We start from the raw sequence: 17,459 nt of genomic DNA on the forward strand, positions 1-17,459 counted from the left end.
TCGATCAGCCGCCGTTGGGCTCTTGGGCGTCGGTGGCGGGGTACTTCTCCATGAAGTTCTTCAGGGCCTCGCCGCTGACGGAGCCGCAGAACTGGCGGTGGCCGAAGGCGTCTTTGGCGCCTTCCTTGTTGCCCGACCAGTGCGCGAAGGCGAGGTTCTTGCCGTCCGGCCAGGGCTTGCCCTCGTCGGCCTTGAAGGGGGCCGCGATGAACTTGCCGAAGGAGGTCTCCGGGAGCTTGCCCTTGGAGATCTGCTCGATCTGGTCGATCTGCTCCTTCGGGAGGGTGTCGCGGTACCAGAGCAGCGTGTAGCCGTGCTCCAGGTTGTGCACCAGGTTGGAGACCGGCGGGCGGTCGGCGACGGTGTAGAACTTCTTGCCGAACGGCGCCCAGGTCGCGTAGTGCGGACCGGACGACGGCGGGGACTGGTCGTACATGATGACCGTGCCGTCGGGCTTGTGGTCCTGGGTGCCGCCGGCCTTGTCGTCCGTGGGGGTGTCGCACGAGGCCGCGCTCGCGGCGACGCCGAACTCGTTCACCGCCTGACCCTTGGTCTGTGAGTCCTGGATCAGCTTGATCGCCGGGTAGGCGATGATGGCCAGGCCGACGACGATCGAGGCGATGACGATCAGGACGGTCCGGTTCCGGTCGGACTTGGCCTGGTCGCGCTGCATCTTTTCGATCATCTCGCGGCGTGACTGCTTCTGCGACGACGCTTTACCCACAGTGTTGGACTTCCCGGATCCGGGCGGCCATCGTCGCCGCCGTGCGGATGCAGTGTACGAGAGGTACCTAAGAAGTTGCCTAGAGTGTGGCCAACAACTTCCCCGCCTACTGCGCTGCACTCGGCACAGCACCTCGCCGCACTGGTGCAAAGGGCACGATGCTCCGCATCGAACCCTCCGCCCCAGCGCACCGAGCTACTGCACCGAGCACATGCTCGCTACGGCGCGGAAGTCGTCGGCCACACTCAGAAAACTACTCCGACCGTGAGCCGAACGTGATCGTCGCCTCGCTCCCCGGCCCGATCCGCACGCTGACGCCGTAACCCTCGGCGTGCAGCAGGACCGCCAGCCGCTCGGCGATCACACCCACCGTCACTGGCTCCCCACCGAAGACCGTGACCGCGTCATCGAGCACCTGCAGGTGGATGCCTTCAAACGAGTCCAGCAGGCCGGCCCACAGCGCCGGATCGACCTCACGCGGCCCAGCGGGCGCAGAGCGATCCAGTACGGCGGCCCGCGCGGCCTCACGCGTCCCCAGGCTGAACATGTCGTGTTCGGCGTCCCGCACCAGCGCCCGAGCGCCCGGACCGTGCTCTCCGGCCGGCAGGACCACGTCCTCCAGCCCGCGCAGCACAGCTACCGGTACGCCGTCGGCCTTGCCCTTCACCAGCTCACTGGCGCTCGCGATCTCGTCGGCCAGCGCAGGCTCGGTCACCGCGAGCACATTGCCGTGACTGTCCGTCGTACCGCGGAGGTCTTCCACCACGCGCACTCCAGCTGCACCGATGGCCAGATCGATCTGTCCGTTGCGCCATGGCCGCCCCAGCGTGTCCGTGATGACCACACCGACGTTCACGTCGTACCGGGCCTTCAGAGCCTCGCGCAGCGCCCGCGCAGACGCATCTGGGTCGACAGGCAGCAGCAGGACGGTTCCCGGCGCGGTGTTGGAGGTGTCCGTGCCCGCAGCGGCCATCACGAGCCCGTGGCGGGTCTGAACGATCCGGGTGTCGCCACGCTGCGCCACAACTCGCACCAGCTCGGCGTCGATCGCCTCCTGGCGGCTGCCGAACGTCAGCTGCCCCTCCGCCTTGCTGACGATCTTCGAGGTGACCGAAACGACGTCTCCGTCGCGCAGGTCCGTCCCGTCCCCGATCAGCGCGGTCAGGTCGTCTCCTGCTGCCACCTCGGGCAGTCCGGTCACCGGGAAGACTTCCAGGTGTTTCCTCATCGCCGTACGGCCTCCGCGAGGTTCAGAGCCGCGTCAGCCATCGCGGCGGTGGTGGTCTCGTCCGTCATCCACAACGGCACCGCCTGCACGTGAATTCCGGCTCCGGCGATCGAATCGGCCTGGATCGAGTCCGAGGTGTCGATCAGCCAGCCGTCCAGTACGCCGCCCGTCGTCCGGGACCCATAGAACCGGGCAACGGCGGAGGCGGTCGAGGCGACGCCGACCGCGGCCAGCACCTTGTCGGCCATCCCACGGACCGGACCGGTACCGATGATCGGCGACAGCCCGATCACCGGGGCGGCGGTCTCCCGGACGGCGTCCCGGATCCCCGGTACGCCGAGGATGGTGCCGACCGAGACCACCGGGTTGGACGGCGGGATCAGCAGCACGTCGCAGTCCGCGATCGCTTCGAGCACGCCAGGGGCCGGCTTGGCCTTGTCCTGGCCGACGGCGACGATCTGGTGCGCGGTGACCTCGGCGTGCCAGCGCACCCAGTACTCCTGGAAGTGGATGGCCTTGCGCTTGCCCGGCTGGTCCGGGTCGTCGACCACGACGTGGGTCTCGACCCGGTCGTCGCTCATCGGCAGCAGCCGCACCGGCAGCTTCCACCGCTGGCACAGCGCCTCGGTGACCGCGGTCAGGCCGTAGCCGGCGTCCAGCATCTGGGTCCGGACCAGGTGGGTGGCCACGTCCCGGTCGCCGAGACCGAACCAGGTCGGCTCGACGCCGTACTCGGCGAGCTCCTCCTTGATCACCCAGGTCTCGTCCTCACGGCCCCAGCCGCGCTCTTTCGAGATGCCGTTGCCGAGGGTGTACATCACCGTGTCCAGGTCGGGACAGACGCGGAGTCCGAACAGGGTGATGTCGTCGGCGGTGTTCCCCACCACGGTGATCTGGGCGTCGGGGCGGGCCTTCAGTAGCCCGCGGATGAAGGTGGATCCACCGACGCCGCCGGCCAGCACTGTCAATCGCATGGGAAGAGTCTGCACGAGTCGTCAATGCGGCGAGCCACCGCACGACTATGCTGCGGTGGGTCCGAACATCCGCACAGCTCAGTTGTACGGCCCCCAACATCCCGAGGAGCCCTCGTGGTCACCGACGCAACCAAGAAGCTCAGAGAGCCGGTCGCGTACATCCTGCTCGCCTTCGCTGCCCTGTCCGTGCTGGCGGTCCTGATCCTGCTGTTCTTCGGCGGCAGCACGTTCGCGACCAACGCCCTCCGGGCGCAGACCCGGCTCGCGCCGACCGATGTCAGTGGCATCGTGCTGCTGCTGACGCTGGCCGCGTCGGTGTGGCTGGTCAACGAAGCCGGCGAGCGTACGACGAACGCCCGCCTCGTCACGATTGTCGCCCTCGCGATCACGGGTGTGGCTCTACTGGTCGGGCTCATCGCAACGTTCTCCGTCTTCGCGTCCGACGGCTCTGGTGGCCTGCTGACCGCCACCTTCGTCTGGTCGCTGGCCGGACTCGCGCTGACCGGCGCCGTCGGGTACTACATCTTCAACACCTTCCAGGGTCTGCCGGCCGCGGTGCGTGCGCCGAAGCCGGGTCAGTTCGCACCCCAGGGCCAGTACGGCAACCAATACGGCGGCCAGCAGGCGCCGTACGGGCAGCAGGGTGGTCAGAGCGGCCAGTACGCCCAGCAGGGTGGCCAGCAGCCGCAGTACGGCCAGCCGGGCTACGAGCAGGGCCAGCAGAGCCAGTACGGCGGTTATGGCGCCGCAGCCGGTGCCGGTGCGGCCGCTGGTGCCGCCGGTGGTTACGCCGCGGGTCAGGGCGAGCAGCAGTGGCCGCAGGAGCAGAGCTGGAACCAGGGCGAGCAGCAGCCGACCTGGTCCGCCAGCGAGGCCGAGGCCCAGCAGCACCAGCCGGCCGCCGAGCAGGCGTGGTCCGCCGGCGCCATGCCGGGCACCGAGGCGACCCAGCCGTGGAGCTCGGAAGGGCAGCAGCAGTGGAGCGGCCAGGAAGCTCAGGGCAACCAGTGGCCGCAGGAGCAGCAGCCGCAGGGCTCGCAGTGGAACGACGGTAGCCAGCAGCAGTGGTCCGGTCAGGACTACCCGCAGCAGGAGTGGCCGTCGCAGTCGGGCCACGCCGCCGAGCAGCCGCAGCCGGAGGGCCAGCCGACCTGGCAGTCCGGTGAGCAGCAGCAGGCCTGGCCGGCCGAAGAGGCTCCGGCCGAGGAGCCGGAGGCTGCCGAGCAGCCCGCGGCCGCCGAGCCGGCCGCCGACGAAACCCGCGTGGATCCGCGGGTTTCCGACCCCGAGAAGAAGGACGACCAGGGTCAGCAGGGCTGGTGGTCACAGCCGTCCTGACCCTCAGGATGCCTGTGAGGTAAGGGTGCAAGCCCTTACCGAAGCTGCTGACGAAACAACTTCATCGAGTTTCAGTACGTAGCACATGAACACGAGAGGCCTGTGTACACAGGCCTCTCGTTGTTTTGCAGCCATGTTGCGGATGATGCCAATAGCAGACCACAGCTTGACTTTCGTGCATTGCAGGAATGTAATTTCAACCGTGTCGTTCGTTGACACTCGGTATCGGGGACCGTTTGAGCACACCAGACGGTCGAGGTCAGGCATGTGGACCGCAAACCCACATGTACAGGGGAACGAACAGGGTCGAGGAGGTCGTACCGTGACAGAGCTACTGGCGATTGTCGACGGTGAGGCGATCGAGGAGGAGCCGAACTGGCAGGAACGGGCGTTGTGCGCCCAGACCGATCCAGAGGCTTTCTTCCCGGAGAAGGGCGGTTCCACCCGCGAGGCGAAGAAGGTCTGCCTCGGGTGTGACGTCCGAGGTGAATGCCTGGAGTACGCACTCCACAACGACGAGCGTTTCGGAATCTGGGGCGGGCTGTCGGAGCGGGAGCGCCGCAAGCTGAAGAAGAAGGCTGTCTGACCGCCAACAGACACACAGCGTTAGACAACTTCAGATGAGCTTTCCGCGAGGCCCCGGGCGACGACCTGTCACCGGGGCCCGCGGCTTTTCGGACCGCTACCCACGCGGCTGTATGGTGACCCAGACCGTCCGTAACCACTGAGGTGTCACAGCTCCGCATGGAACAAGAAGCTCCGGCCGGCTGGGAGTTCTTCGACTCTGTCGACTTCCCCACCGATCACACCGATGACCCGATGGGTCGACCGCGGGTCCGGCACGTCGTCACCGCGGTGGTGGTCGGGCACGAGGGTGCTGCCTGGTTACCGCGGCTGTCCGAGGCCTTGTGGGCGCTGAACCCGCGGCCGGACCGCCTGATCGCGGTCGACACCGGATCCACCGACGAGACCGCCGAACTGCTCGCCTCGATGCCCGGCGTCGAGCCGGTCGTCAGCGTCTCCGCCCGCACCGGCTTCGGTACGGCGGTCGCCCGTGGCGTCGAGACGGTCGGTTTCGCGCCGATCCCGTCGCCGTACGGGCCGTACGGCGACGACGGGCACATGCCGGTGATCGAGTGGCTCTGGCTGCTCCACGACGACTGCGCGCCCGCCCCGAAGGCCCTGGAGAAATTGTTGCTCCAGGCCACTATCTCGCCCGATGTCGGCATCTGGGGCCCGAAGCTGCGGCTCTGGCCACGGGACCGCGATCTGCTCGAGGTCGGCGTCACCACGTCGCTCGGTGGCCGTCGCGATACCGGCATCGAGAACGGTGAGCTCGACCAGGGCCAGCACGACCAGCCGCGGAACGTGCTGGCGGTCAGCTCGGCCGGCATGCTGGTCCGTCGCGACGTCTGGGAGTCGCTGAAGGGTTTCGACCCGCGCCTGCCGATGTTCCGCGACGACATCGACTTCGGCTGGCGCGCGAGCCGGGCCGGCTTCCAGGTCGGCGTGGCGCCGGATGCGGTCATCTACCACGCACAGGCCGCCGCAACCGGTGAGCGTGCGCTGGCTGGTACCCGCCGGCACGCCTACCAGCTCGACCGCGCCCACGCGTACTACACCGTCCTGGCGAACGCTCCTGGCAAGCTGTTGCCGCTGCTGATCCTCAGGTTCCTGCTCGGCACGATCATGCGCTCCGTCTGGTTCCTGATCGGCAAGACTCCGTCAGGTGCTGTTGACGAGTGGACGGCACTGCTCGGCACGTTGCTGGCCGGTGGCTGGACGCAGGCCCGCAAGGACCGCCGCAATCTGGACAGAGTCCCGTACGACGACATCAAGGGACTGTTCTCCCGGTCTGTGCACGCATTGCGGCACAACCTGGAGGAGACCACCAGCACCATCTCCGAGCGGATCCGTGAAGCCTGGGCGGACGAGCCGGAAGAGCAGGTGGTCACCACTGCGCGCCGTGCGAAGACCACAGCGCGGGTAGCGGTCGACCAGCCACGCTGGCGCCGTCAGCTGATGCGGCGGCCGTTCCTGGTCGCTTGGGTCGTGCTGGCCCTCGGGACGTTCATCGCCGCGCGCAGTCTGATCGGGAGCGGCGTACTGCGCTCCAACCTGTTGTTGCCCGCGCATGAGAGCCTCCCCGCGCTCTGGCATGCCGCAGCTTCCGCACCGCCCGGTGTGACGCCGCCCGCTTGGCTGGCGCAGTTCTGGGCCTTCTCCGCTGTCATGTTCGGACCTTCGGGTGCGGCCAACGTTCTGCTGCTCGGTGCGATCCCACTGGCCGCGCTGGCCTCGTGGGCGTTGCTGCGGGCGTTCATCGTCAACCGTGGCGCTCGCGCGTGGGGAGCGTCGGCGTACGGCATTGCTGTCTTTACGAACGGCGCGATCACGCAGGGCCGGATCGGGACTGTGGTGGCGGCGATCGTGCTGCCCCTGCTCGGTGCTGCTGTCCACACCGTGGCGCGTCGGCGTCGTGTCGTCATCCAGGGCAGTTGGCGAGCCGCATGGTTCGCCGGTATCTGCCAGGCTGTCCTGTTCGCCTTCACTCCGGCTCTTGGCCTACTGGTCGCCGTCACGCTGGCAGTCGGTGGCGTGCTGGGTCTGGGCTGGCGTCGACAGGGCCGGCAGCTCGTCTTCTCGGTGGTGCTCGGTCTGCTGCTGGTGCTGCCGTGGACGATCCAGCTAGTGCTGCACCCGTCGTTGCTGGGACAGGAGGCGGGTGGTCAGCCGACCACTGCGATCGGTCCGGGCGACAGCCTGCCGCACCTGCTGACCGGTACGCCGATTGGCGGTCCGACGCCGTGGTGGTTCGCCGTACCGCTGATTGTGGTGGCTTTGGTCAGTCTGCTGCGTGAGTCGCGGCAGCGGTACGAATTGCTGGGCTGGTTCGTCGCACTGGCCGGACTGATCGGCACGCTGGTCGCTAGCCGCTTGGGCGGTGGCAGTGGCCCGCTGATGTTCCTGATGAGCGCCGGCTGGGTTGTTGCGGTCACGGTGGCCTGGGACTCGGTGGGCAAGACGAACGAGATTCTGATCCAGGGCGTGCTCGGCATCGTGCTGGTGACGACGATCGTCACGGCCGGCTTCTGGCTGGTGCGTGGTGTGGACGGTCCGCTGTGGCGTGGGCCGGTCCAGGACCTCCCGGCGTACCTGGTATCTGCTCAGGGCCCACCGACCAACGACTCGATTCTGGTTGTGCGCAAGGCCCCTGGCAGCCCGATGCGGTTCTCGCTGGTCAAGGACGGCGGTCCGCGGATGGGTTCGGTCGAGGCTGCGCCGAAGGCCGCGCAGATCAAGCCGCTCACCGACGTGCTGGCGACCCTGGGTGGTGGCGGCTCCGGTGAAGAAGGACGTCAGCTTGCTGCGCTGGCCGTTGACTACGTCTACCTGCCGGCGCCAGTGGACCCGACGCTGCAGTCGACGCTCGACTCGCTGCCGGGCCTGTCGCGTGCCAGTGCGAACGAAGGCGATGCCGCCTGGCTCGTCGACCGGTCGGGCGGTGGCGGCACGTCCCCGCTGAGCGACGTGACCCACAACCTGTGGCGCATCCTCGGTCTGATCGCGTGGATCATCGCGCTGATCTTCTGTCTGCCGACAGTCCGCCGGACCGTCGCCATACCGCATGGCACGCACGCGAGGAGGGACCGATGAGCAGCTTGCTGTCGGATCCGCGTATCCGGCTCGGCGGCTGTGTGCTGGCGATGGCCGTGGTCGGTGGGCTGGCTGTCGTCACCCACCCCAAGCAGCCGGACGTCAATCCGCAGGCCGCGTCGCAGTCCCCGGCCCGCACTGTCGTCAACCGGACCGCACTGGCGTGCCCGGCGCTGACTGGCGACAAGCAGACCAGCGTGGTCAACGGTGTGGCGCCAGTGCTGCCCGAGGACACGCCAACCGCTGGCGGCAACGCCACTCCGCTGTCGATCAGCCCGCTGGCCACCACCTCCGGTCCGGTCGGCTCACTACTGGTCCGCGGCAAGATCGGATCCAGTACGGCGACAGCGAAGCCGGAGACCCTGTCGATCCGGGGCACCGGCCCCATGGCCGCAGGTGCGGTCGGAACCAGTACGACGGTCTCCACGACCGGTGTGAACAGCGGAATGGCCAGTGCGCCCTGCCAGCTGCCTGGCTCGGATTTCTGGTACGTCGGCGCCTCCACCGCGGCTGGTCGTCGGGACGTGCTCACGCTGACCAACCTGGACAGCGTCAACGCCGCAGTGAACGTGACGATCTACTCGAACAAGGGCCAGCTGGATCTGCCGAACGCCCGCGGACTGGTGATCCCGGCCCGATCGACGTACGAGCTGTTCCTCGATCAGGTCGCCCGCAGTCAGAAGGACCTGGCGCTGCACGTCGTGTCGACCGGTGGTCGCGTGGCTCCGGCTTTGCGGGACTACGCGAGCAAGGCGGACAAGACGCCGGCCGGTGTGGACTGGATCGGCCCGACAGCGGCTCCTGCAACCAAGGTCTACGTGCCGGGGGCAGCGCCGGGTGCTGGGCAGCGCACGCTGGTGCTGGTGAACCCCACTGACCTGCAAGCGACGATCAGCCTGACGGTGAACGGTCCGAACGGCCCGTTCAAGCCGGCTGGCCTGGAGACGGTTCGGCTGCCTGCTGGTGCGGTCAGCACGATCAAACTCGAAGACGTGCTGCACGGGGACGCGAGCGGGATCAGCCTGGTTTCGGACCAGCCTGTGGCCGCGTCACTGCGGATGGCCGACAAGAGCGGTTCGGACTTCGCGTCGATCGGTGGGGCCGAGGTGCTGACCGGACCGGCGTACCTGGTGCTGCCCGCTCACAAGGAACAGGCTGTCTTCCAGGTGACGGCTCCGGGGAAGGCATCGAGCGTGAAGCTCGACCTCCACGACGCAGCCGGCAAGTCGCTGCTGAGCCGGGCCGTCGATGTCGTGGCTGGTTCGACGACGCAGATTCCGCTCAAGGCGGCGTCAGGTCCGACGTATCTGACGGTTGAGCAGACGCGCGGGACGGTCGTTGCAGGCGTCACGCTGATGCCGCCGAAGAAGCTGGACGACGACGACACGCCGCAGGTGGCCGCCTGGCCGCTGAGCACGTCGCTGGTCTTCCGCGCCCAGCTCGGCGCGCAGCCCGACGTACGGGCGGCTCTGCGTTAAAGCTCGGCGTTAGTTAGTTGCCGTCGGGGTCGCGCAGCATCCGCAGGTGACCGCGGCGGGTCACCTCGACCGGCGCGCCCGGCATGTCGGTGCCCGGCTCCCGGCGGGGGAGCGGCCGGGCGGCCTCGCGCACCGCGTTGGCCAGCGCCTCCAGGTCGTCCGTCGACGGTCCGGCGGCGGCCGGGTCCGGAGCGAGCCGGATGACTTCCCAGCCGTTCGGAGCGGTCAACCGGTCGGCGTGGTCGGCGCAGAGGTCGTAGCAGTGCGGTTCGGCATACGTCGCGAGTGGACCGATCACACAGGTCGAGTCGGCGTAGACGTAGGTGAGCGTCGAAACGGCCGGTTGATGACAGGCGGCGCGCGAACAGATCCTGGCGATGCTCACGTCAAGACGTTACCCCCACTAGGCTGAGCGCGTGACCGAGGCTCGCCGTCATCGCAGGCACATCGACCGCCATGGCCGCGGCATGCTCGGACCGATCAGCCGGCCGAGCCCGTTCGCGCCGCGTGGTCTGCCGCTGCAGCGCTCGGCCGCTGCCCAGTTCGACGAGGTGGTCGCGATCGAGGTGACCCGGCTCGAGAAGCGGCTGCCGCAGGTCATCGCGCGGGTCGAGTTCGCTATCGAGGACGTGCCGAACCTGGAGCTGGACGCGACCGAGATCCCGCTCACTCACGCCACCGGCGGTACGTCGCACGAGCCGTACCGGATCGTGGTCTTCCGGCGCCCGATCGAGCTGCGGGCCGAGCGCTCCGGCGCCGGGCTGTCGTGGCTGGTCCGGTCCGCCCTCGTGCTCGAGCTGGCCGACGTACTGGCCCTCTCCCCGGAGCAGATCGACCCCGAGTTCGACACCGACGAGGACTGACCTCGCGCCCCCGCCACCACTGGTGGCAGGAGACACGAAGTGATGGCCGGAGACCTGGTGTGCGGGGTCTCCGGCCGTCAGTCGCTGTCTCGAGCCAGTACTGATGGCCGGGGCGGCGGGGGTTGGCGGGCCTGCGACACTCGGTCGGAAAGTGTTCGATCTTGTTCCGTAGTGTGGAAAGCGCATTGTCGTGACCACGTTGCCGGGAGAGGATCGATGCTGTGAACGATCAAAAACTGCGCGTCGGAGTCGTCGGGCTCGGCTTTGCCGGCCGAACCGCCCTGGAAGCGTTCTCGGAGCTGCCTGAGGTCGAGGTGATCGCACTCGCTGGGCTGGAGAAGGATCTCCTGACCAGCCTGGGCGGGAAGCACGACGTACCGCATCTCTACGAGAAGTGGGAGGACCTGCTCCAGACCGAGGGTCTGGACGCGGTCAGCATCGGTACGCCGACGCAGTTGCACGCCCCGATCGCGCTCGCAGCGCTGGAGAAGGGGCTGCACGTGCTGTCGGAGAAGCCGCTGTCCCGGACGGTGGCTGAGGGCACTGCGATGGTGGAGGCCTCCAAGAAGGCCGGCCGGGTGCTCAAGGTCGTCTTCAATCACCGTGAGCGCGGTGACGTCATCGCACTGAAGCATCAGATCGACGAGGGCCAGCTCGGCCGCATCTACTACGCCAAGGCGCACTGGATGCGTCGCAACGGGATCCCTGGCATGGGTGGCTGGTTCACCAACCGCGAGCTGTCCGGTGGCGGCCCGCTGATCGACCTGGGCGTCCACATCCTCGATATGGCGCTGCACCTGCTCGGCGAGCCGCAGGTGACCACCGTGTCGGCCAACACGTTCGCCGAGCTCGGGCCGCGTGGCCGGGGTGGTGCGCACAGTGCGGAGCGTCCGGTCGTCGACACGCTCGGCACGAAGTTCGAGGTCGAGGATCTGGCGACGGCGTACCTGCGACTCGAAGGTGGCGGCGCACTGCAGCTGGAGACCAGCTGGGCGACCTACCGGGCGCCGGGGGACAACTTCGGCATCGAACTGTTCGGTACCGAGGGCGGCGCGAAGATCGACGTCCAGAACTACACGAACGACGACACGCTGCGGATCTACACCGACGTGGCCGGTATCCCGGCCGAGGTGCGCCCCGCGACCGGACCGGGCCTCGGCCACCGCGCAGTGGTGCGGGAGTTCGTCCGGATCGTCCGCAGCGGTGAGTGGGAAGGGCAGAACGGGTCGGAGGCGCTCCTCCGGACCGAGGTCATCGACGCCTGCTACGCCTCGGCGAAGGCAGGACGAGAGGTAGTGCTGCATGACTGATCCCATTCGCGTCACCGTCTGGGGCGAGAACGTCCACGAGGACCGTGACGAGACCGTCCGCAAGCTCTACCCGGACACCATGCACGAGACGATCGCCTCCGCCCTGCGGGACAAGCTCGGCCAGGACGTCGTCGTTCGGACTGCTTGGCTGCAGCAGGACCAGCACGGTCTGACCGAGGAGGTGCTGGCCGAGACCGACGTACTGACCTGGTGGGGGCACGCCGCCCACGACCAGGTCGATGACGCAGTCGTCGAGCGCGTCCACAAGCACGTGCTGTCCGGCATGGGCCTGATCGCCCTGCACTCCGCGCACTTCAGCAAGATCTTCGTCAAGCTGATGGGTACGACGTGCTCGCTCGACTGGCGCGCCGAGAACGACCGCGAGCTGATCTGGACGGTCGCCCCCGGCCACCCGATCGCCCGCGGCATCCCGCACCCGCTGATCATCGACAGCGAGGAGATGTACGGCGAGCTGTTCGACATCCCGCAGCCCGACGAACTGGTCTTCATCAGCTCGTTCAGCGGCGGCGAGGTCTTCCGCTCCGGCTGCACCTACCGCCGTGGCCAGGGCCGGGTCTTCTACTTCCGCCCCGGCGACCAGGAGTTCCCCACCTACCACCACTCGGATGTGCAGCAGGTGATCGCCAACGCGGTCGGCTGGGCGGCTCCCACGAGCCCCCGTCAGCTGCCTGAGGTTCATCACCGGGGCGAGTCCGGCTGGTTCCAGAAGGGCTGAAATACAGCTTTTACACTGGGCCGGATAGGGTCCACGCATGGTTGACGTTGCGGCGATCTTCAAGGCGTACGACGTTCGCGGGATCGTTCCGGACCAGTTCGACGAGTCGGTGGCCCGGGCGACCGGGGCGGCGTACGTGGAGGTCCTGGACGTGCTCGCGGGTTCTGGTGCGGTCGTGGTCGGGTACGACATGCGGCCGTCCAGCCCGGCGCTTGCGGCGGCCTTCGCCGAGGGTGTGGCCAGCACTGGTGCCGACGTGATCAACATCGGGCTGGCCTCGACCGACCAGCTGTACTTCGCGTCCGGGCGGCTGAACCTGCCGGGTGCGATGTTCACGGCGAGCCACAACCCGGCGCAGTACAACGGCATGAAGCTGTGCCGCGCGGGTGCGGCGCCGGTCGGTGCGGACTCGGGGTTGCGGGACATCGCCGACCTGGTGGCGAAGGCGCTCGTGGACGGTCCGGTGCCGAGCGCCGTACCGGGCAAGATCCGCGAGAAGGACCTCCTGACCGCGTACGCCGATCATCTGCACGACCTGGTCGACCTGACCAAGATCCGGCCGCTGAAGGTGGTCGTCGACGCCGGGAACGGGATGGGCGGCCACACCGTGCCGGCCGTCTTCGCGACCGGTCCGGTCGAGATCGTGCCGATGTACTTCGAGCTCGACGGCAGCTTCCCGAACCACGAGGCGAACCCGCTGGACCCGAAGAACCTGGTCGACCTGCAGGCCAAGGTTGTCGAGGTCGGAGCTGACCTCGGGCTCGCCTTCGACGGCGACGCGGACCGCTGCTTCGTGATCGACGAGAAGGGCGACCCGATCTCGCCGAGCGCGATCACCGGCGCTGTCGCCGTGCGGGAGCTGGCCAAGCACCCCGGTGCGACCATTCTCTACAACCTGATCACCTCCAAGGCGGTGCCGGAGCTGGTCACCGAGCACGGCGGTGTGCCGGTGCGGACGCGGGTCGGGCACTCCAACATCAAGCAGAAGATGGCCGAGACCGATGCGGTCTTCGGTGGCGAGCACTCGGCGCACTACTACTTCAAGGACTTCTGGCGGGCCGACACCGGCATGCTGGCCGCACTCCACGTGCTGGCCGCGCTGGGTGAGCAGGACAAGCCGGCCAGCGAGCTGTTCGCCATCTACGAGCGGTACGTCGCTTCCGGCGAGCTGAACAACAAGGTCGACGACGCGGCGGCCACGGTCGCCGCGATCGAGGACACCTACGGCAGCCAGGCCGACATCACTGTCGATCGCCTGGACGGCCTGACCGTGTCCGCGCCACAGTGGTGGTTCAACGTCCGTGTCTCGAACACGGAGCCATTGCTGCGGCTGAACGTCGAAGCCGCGGACCGCGCCACGATGGAGCAGGTCCGGGACGAAGTGCTGGCGCTGATCACCGGCACGCCTGCGACAGCGTTGTCGAACGAGGGGAAGAACTGATGGCAGTCAATCTGGACCCGGACCTGCTGAGCATCCTGGTCTGCCCGAAGTGCCGCTCGGAGTTCCGGGTGGACGACGAGGCGAACGAGCTGGTCTGCACGAACACCGGCTGCGCCCTGGCCTATCCGGTGCGCGATGACATCCCCGTGCTGCTGATCGACGAGGCGCGGGACACCCGCACCGAGGAGACCGCGGACCAGGCATGAGCGTCTTCGATGACTCGCGGTTGGACGACCCGGCGGCGCTTCAAGCGACTGATCACCTGCTGCGGCGGTTGGCGATGGCCGGTGCGCGTGTGCGCGCCGAGCTGGAGGCAGCAGACGACGTACTGTCCTCGCTGACCTCGGACGGCTTCCGGCCGCGCGCCATTGTGGCCGCTGGTCGCGACGCCCGGCTGGTGCGCGCCGTGCTGGAGCCTGTCTGCCCAGTGCCGTTCGTGGCGTGGCCCGGTCCGGGTCTGCCCGGGTGGGCCGGTCCGCTGGACCTGGTGATCGTGCTGGGCGGTCAGAGCGAGGACAATGATGCAGTGTCGGCTGCTGCCGAGGCTGCGCGTCGTGGTTGCGGTCTGATCATCGCCAGCCCGGAGGACTCGCCGGTTGCGATCGCATCGGCCGGTCTGCGGCATGCGATCCGGCTGCCGTCGCAGTCCGATGACCAGCTCGCTGCTGCGGTCGCCGTACTGCAGGGGCTGCACCAGATGGAGCTCGGGCCGGAGGTGGACGCCAAGTCCGTCGCCGCCATGCTCGACGACGTAGCGATCGAGTGCTCGCCCAACAACGACGTAGCGTCCAACCCGGCCAAGGAGCTCGCGCTTGTGCTAGCCGACGCGCTGCCGCTCGTGTGGGGCGGCTCGGTGCTGGCTGCCCGCGCAGCGCGCCGAGTGGTCGAGGCACTGCGTCTGGCGAGTGGACGGCCTGCTCTTGCTGCGGACGCCGGTCACCTGCTGCCGGTGCTCAACCAGCCGCCGCGGGACCTGTTCGCGGACCCGTTCGACCAGGGCGACGAGCTGCGACCCGCACTGATCATTCTGGACGACGGTCTGGCCGACACTGCGGTCACTGAGACCCGCAACAAGCTTGCAGTCAAGGCGGAGCGTCATGAGGTGCGGGTGCATGTCGTGACGCAGGCTGCCGGCACAGACATCGCCCGGTACGCCGCTCTGACCCAGCACGGCCGCTATGCCGCGGCGTACCTGGGTATTGGGCTGGGCCGCTACGGCACTGCCGTTGACGACGGACCGACCGAGCCAGGCATCCCGTCGGAGGACCCGGCGTGGTAGTTCGGCTGCTGAACACCATCCGCGACTACGCGTGGGGATCGCCGACCGCGATCCCGGCACTGCTCGGCGTCGCGCCGGACGGTACACCGCAGGCCGAGATGTGGATGGGCGCGCACGAGTCCGCGCCCTCCATTCTGCCGAGCGGCGATTCCTTGTACGACGTGGTCCAGGCCGGCGCATCCGACGTACTGGGCGTGGAAGTCGCTGAGGAATTCGAGGGGCGGTTCCCGTTCCTCGCCAAGCTGTTGGCGGCAGCGCAGCCGTTGTCGATCCAGGCGCACCCGTCGCGGGCGCAAGCGATTGACGGGTACGCACGCGACGAGGCGGCCGGGATTCCGCGCGATGCCGCGGACCGGAACTACAGGGACGCCTGGCCGAAGCCAGAGATCCTCATTGCTTTGGAGCCGTTCGACGCGCTGGTCGGCTTCCGGCCGTTGGCGTCGACGGTTGCCTTGCTGGAGGCACTAGCCCCGGTCGGTCTCGACGGACTGACCCAGCAGTTGCGCGACGGCAAGCTGCAGGAAGCCTTCACAGACTTCATGAGCAGCGACCGGGATTCGATCCGGCCGCTCGTCGCCGCGGTGGGCGAGGCCTGTGCGCAGTACGTCGGTTCGGCGTACGCGCTCGAGATCGAGACGCTGGCGAAGTTGTGTGCGGACTTCCCGGATGACCCCGGCGTACTGGCGGCATTGCTGCTGAACCGGGTCCGGCTGGAGCGCTTCGAGGCGGTCTATCTGCCGGCTGGCAACGTGCATGCGTATCTGCACGGACTCGGGTTCGAGGTGATGGCGAACTCGGACAACGTGCTGCGTGGTGGACTGACGAGCAAGTACGTCGACGTACCGGAGCTGGTGTCCGTGGTCGACTTCGAGCCGCTGACGGACCCGGTGCTCACCGCAACCGATGGTGTCTACGCGACCGGATGCGAATACTTCGCCGTACGGCGGGTGGAGCTCGACGGCGGTGAACAAACGGTCACCGGGTCCGGGCCGCGAATCGTCTGCTGTGTGGACGGATCGATGGAGGTCGGTGCCGGAGGCACCTATGACGGTGTGACGTTGTCCGCCGGGCAGTCCGCGTTCGCGGGTGGACCCGAGGGACCCTGTAACCTGCGTGGTTCCGGCACGGCGTTCGTCGTGTCCGCACCCTGATTGATCTTCACGGAGGACCTGAACAACCATGGCTGGTGGCGGAAACAAGGCCGTGGTCGCGGCCCTGCTGGCGAACACCGGGATCGCGGTCACCAAGTTCGCTGCCTGGGGGCTGACCCAGTCGGCCTCGATGCTGGCCGAGGCGATCCACTCGCTGGCCGACGCCGGCAACCAGGTGCTGCTGCTGGTCGGTTCGCAGCGGGCCAAGCGCGAGGCCGACGAACTGCACCAGTTCGGCTTCGGCCGGGAGCGCTACGTCTACTCGTTCATCGTGGCGATCGTGCTGTTCAGCGTCGGTGGTCTGTTCGCGCTCTACGAGGGCTGGCACAAGGTCCACGACCCGCACGGCATCGACAACTGGAAGTGGGTGCCGGTCGCCGTTCTGTTGGCTGCGATCGTGATGGAGTCGCTGTCGTTCCGGACCGCGATCATCGAGGCGAACAAGATCCGCGGGCACATCTCGTGGCCGAAGTTCATCCGCCAGGCCCGCTCACCCGAGCTGCCGGTGATCCTGCTCGAGGACTTCGCCGCGCTGACCGGTCTGGTGCTCGCGCTGATCGGTGTCGCGCTGACGCTGATCACCGGCAACGGCCTCTTCGACGGTCTGGGCTCGATGGCGATCGGCGCGCTGCTGGTCTTCGTCGCGATCTTCCTGGCGATCGAGATGAAGTCGCTGCTGCTCGGTGAGTCCGCGACCCGCGAGGCGCAGCAGAAGATCGTCGACGCCATCGAGGGCACCTCCGGTGTCCAGCGCCTGATCCACATCAAGACCCTGCACCTCGGTCCCGAGGAGCTGCTCGTCGCCGCCAAGCTCGCCGTCGAGCCGACCACCGACAGCGCGGTCGTCGCCGAGACCATCAACGCCGCCGAGCGCGCCATCCGCGCCGCCGAACCGATGTCGGTGCACATCTACCTCGAACCCGACATCTTCCACGAGAACTACACCCCCGACGAGCGCCCCGCCGTACCGGAAGCTCCTTCGCACTAACCCCATGCCCCGCCGTACCGGAAGCCCCTTCGCGCTAACCCCATCTGATGGGTTACCCCACGAGCTTGTGGGTTCTGTACCCGCATGCGAGTGGGGAACCCACAACCTGATGGGTTAGCCCATGAGATGGTCAGCGCGCTGATGGGTTAACCCATGAGATGGTCAGCGCGCTGGTGGGTTAACCCACGAGAGATGGTGGGCCTTGCCCCCGGTTCGTGGACACGGGTGGTGGATTACGCCGCTGATGGGAGCGTAGTGGCGGTGCTGGTTTCGTAGGTGGTTGGGGACTGGT

General features: G+C 67.9%; 16 protein-coding genes. 12 read left to right on the plus strand and 4 right to left on the minus strand.

What is annotated here, in order from left to right; all coding sequences use genetic code 11:
• Positions 1 to 4: 4 nt before the first annotated feature.
• From ACFVWG_RS40935 to cofD, 3 genes are all read right to left on the minus strand, one after another.
• The gene (locus ACFVWG_RS40935) at positions 5 to 685 is read right to left on the minus strand and encodes a DUF3105 domain-containing protein (RefSeq protein WP_391548934.1); all 681 of its coding nucleotides are present in this window, start codon (positions 683 to 685) and stop codon (positions 5 to 7) included.
• A 292-nt stretch (positions 686 to 977) separates the two neighbouring features.
• Positions 978 to 1,952: a coenzyme F420-0:L-glutamate ligase gene (locus tag ACFVWG_RS40940; protein WP_391548935.1), complete on the minus strand. Its 975-nt coding sequence runs from the start codon at positions 1,950 to 1,952 to the stop codon at positions 978 to 980.
• The gene (gene cofD / locus ACFVWG_RS40945) at positions 1,949 to 2,926 is read right to left on the minus strand and encodes a 2-phospho-L-lactate transferase (RefSeq protein WP_391548936.1); all 978 of its coding nucleotides are present in this window, start codon (positions 2,924 to 2,926) and stop codon (positions 1,949 to 1,951) included. The genes ACFVWG_RS40940 and cofD overlap by 4 nt, the downstream gene beginning before the upstream one ends.
• A 114-nt stretch (positions 2,927 to 3,040) precedes the next feature.
• Between cofD and ACFVWG_RS40950 the strand changes: the two genes are divergently transcribed.
• From ACFVWG_RS40950 to ACFVWG_RS40965, 4 genes are all read left to right on the plus strand, one after another.
• Positions 3,041 to 4,264 carry a hypothetical protein gene (locus ACFVWG_RS40950; RefSeq protein ID WP_391548937.1) on the plus strand — a complete coding sequence of 408 codons (1,224 nt, stop codon included), beginning with the start codon at positions 3,041 to 3,043 and terminating at the stop codon, positions 4,262 to 4,264.
• 334 nt (positions 4,265 to 4,598) lie between these two features.
• Entirely contained in the window at positions 4,599 to 4,850 is a 252-nt protein-coding gene (locus ACFVWG_RS40955; RefSeq protein ID WP_203589828.1) for a WhiB family transcriptional regulator, read from the plus strand.
• 158 nt (positions 4,851 to 5,008) lie between these two features.
• Complete coding sequence (locus tag ACFVWG_RS40960) at positions 5,009 to 7,921, plus strand: glycosyltransferase (protein WP_391548938.1); 2,913 nt, start codon at positions 5,009 to 5,011, stop codon at positions 7,919 to 7,921.
• The gene (locus tag ACFVWG_RS40965) at positions 7,918 to 9,399 is read left to right on the plus strand and encodes a DUF5719 family protein (protein WP_391548939.1); all 1,482 of its coding nucleotides are present in this window, start codon (positions 7,918 to 7,920) and stop codon (positions 9,397 to 9,399) included. Before ACFVWG_RS40960 ends, ACFVWG_RS40965 begins: the two co-directional genes overlap by 4 nt.
• A 13-nt stretch (positions 9,400 to 9,412) precedes the next feature.
• On the opposite strand, the gene ACFVWG_RS40970 is transcribed toward ACFVWG_RS40965, so the two are convergent.
• Positions 9,413 to 9,784 carry a DUF3499 domain-containing protein gene (locus ACFVWG_RS40970; RefSeq protein ID WP_391548940.1) on the minus strand — a complete coding sequence of 124 codons (372 nt, stop codon included), beginning with the start codon at positions 9,782 to 9,784 and terminating at the stop codon, positions 9,413 to 9,415.
• A 31-nt stretch (positions 9,785 to 9,815) separates the two neighbouring features.
• On the opposite strand from ACFVWG_RS40970, the gene ACFVWG_RS40975 reads away from it, so the two are divergent.
• From ACFVWG_RS40975 to ACFVWG_RS41010, 8 genes are all read left to right on the plus strand, one after another.
• The gene (locus ACFVWG_RS40975) at positions 9,816 to 10,262 is read left to right on the plus strand and encodes a metallopeptidase family protein (RefSeq protein ID WP_391548941.1); all 447 of its coding nucleotides are present in this window, start codon (positions 9,816 to 9,818) and stop codon (positions 10,260 to 10,262) included.
• 221 nt (positions 10,263 to 10,483) lie between these two features.
• Positions 10,484 to 11,572 (plus strand): Gfo/Idh/MocA family protein, encoded by a 1,089-nt coding sequence (locus ACFVWG_RS40980; RefSeq protein WP_391548942.1) that lies wholly within the window; start codon positions 10,484 to 10,486, stop codon positions 11,570 to 11,572.
• Positions 11,565 to 12,308 carry a ThuA domain-containing protein gene (locus tag ACFVWG_RS40985; protein ID WP_391548943.1) on the plus strand — a complete coding sequence of 248 codons (744 nt, stop codon included), beginning with the start codon at positions 11,565 to 11,567 and terminating at the stop codon, positions 12,306 to 12,308. The genes ACFVWG_RS40980 and ACFVWG_RS40985 overlap by 8 nt, the downstream gene beginning before the upstream one ends.
• 37 nt (positions 12,309 to 12,345) lie before the next feature.
• Entirely contained in the window at positions 12,346 to 13,749 is a 1,404-nt protein-coding gene (locus tag ACFVWG_RS40990; RefSeq protein WP_391548944.1) for a phosphomannomutase/phosphoglucomutase, read from the plus strand.
• Positions 13,749 to 13,955 (plus strand): Trm112 family protein, encoded by a 207-nt coding sequence (locus tag ACFVWG_RS40995; protein ID WP_132174184.1) that lies wholly within the window; start codon positions 13,749 to 13,751, stop codon positions 13,953 to 13,955. The genes ACFVWG_RS40990 and ACFVWG_RS40995 overlap by 1 nt, the downstream gene beginning before the upstream one ends.
• Positions 13,952 to 15,028, plus strand: a complete 1,077-nt coding sequence (locus ACFVWG_RS41000; protein WP_391548945.1) for an SIS domain-containing protein — start codon at positions 13,952 to 13,954, stop codon at positions 15,026 to 15,028. Before ACFVWG_RS40995 ends, ACFVWG_RS41000 begins: the two co-directional genes overlap by 4 nt.
• Positions 15,022 to 16,179 (plus strand): mannose-6-phosphate isomerase, class I, encoded by a 1,158-nt coding sequence (manA, locus tag ACFVWG_RS41005; protein ID WP_391548947.1) that lies wholly within the window; start codon positions 15,022 to 15,024, stop codon positions 16,177 to 16,179. Before ACFVWG_RS41000 ends, manA begins: the two co-directional genes overlap by 7 nt.
• A 28-nt stretch (positions 16,180 to 16,207) precedes the next feature.
• Positions 16,208 to 17,167 carry a cation diffusion facilitator family transporter gene (locus tag ACFVWG_RS41010; protein WP_391548948.1) on the plus strand — a complete coding sequence of 320 codons (960 nt, stop codon included), beginning with the start codon at positions 16,208 to 16,210 and terminating at the stop codon, positions 17,165 to 17,167.
• Positions 17,168 to 17,459: the final 292 nt, after the last annotated feature.

Source organism: Kribbella sp. NPDC058245 (genome assembly GCF_042882005.1).
GTDB lineage: Bacteria > Actinomycetota > Actinomycetes > Propionibacteriales > Kribbellaceae > Kribbella.

Coding starts and splice junctions, on each gene's coding strand:
- ACFVWG_RS40995 (WP_132174184.1), top strand. CDS start 13,749: ATGGCAGTCAATCTGGACCCGGACCTGCTGAGCATCCTGGTCTGCCCG.
- ACFVWG_RS41010 (WP_391548948.1), top strand. CDS start 16,208: ATGGCTGGTGGCGGAAACAAGGCCGTGGTCGCGGCCCTGCTGGCGAAC.
- ACFVWG_RS40935 (WP_391548934.1), bottom strand. CDS start 685: ATGATCGAAAAGATGCAGCGCGACCAGGCCAAGTCCGACCGGAACCGG.
- ACFVWG_RS40985 (WP_391548943.1), top strand. CDS start 11,565: ATGACTGATCCCATTCGCGTCACCGTCTGGGGCGAGAACGTCCACGAG.
- cofD (WP_391548936.1), bottom strand. CDS start 2,926: ATGCGATTGACAGTGCTGGCCGGCGGCGTCGGTGGATCCACCTTCATC.
- ACFVWG_RS41000 (WP_391548945.1), top strand. CDS start 13,952: ATGAGCGTCTTCGATGACTCGCGGTTGGACGACCCGGCGGCGCTTCAA.
- ACFVWG_RS40960 (WP_391548938.1), top strand. CDS start 5,009: ATGGAACAAGAAGCTCCGGCCGGCTGGGAGTTCTTCGACTCTGTCGAC.
- ACFVWG_RS40965 (WP_391548939.1), top strand. CDS start 7,918: ATGAGCAGCTTGCTGTCGGATCCGCGTATCCGGCTCGGCGGCTGTGTG.
- ACFVWG_RS40990 (WP_391548944.1), top strand. CDS start 12,346: ATGGTTGACGTTGCGGCGATCTTCAAGGCGTACGACGTTCGCGGGATC.
- ACFVWG_RS40940 (WP_391548935.1), bottom strand. CDS start 1,952: ATGAGGAAACACCTGGAAGTCTTCCCGGTGACCGGACTGCCCGAGGTG.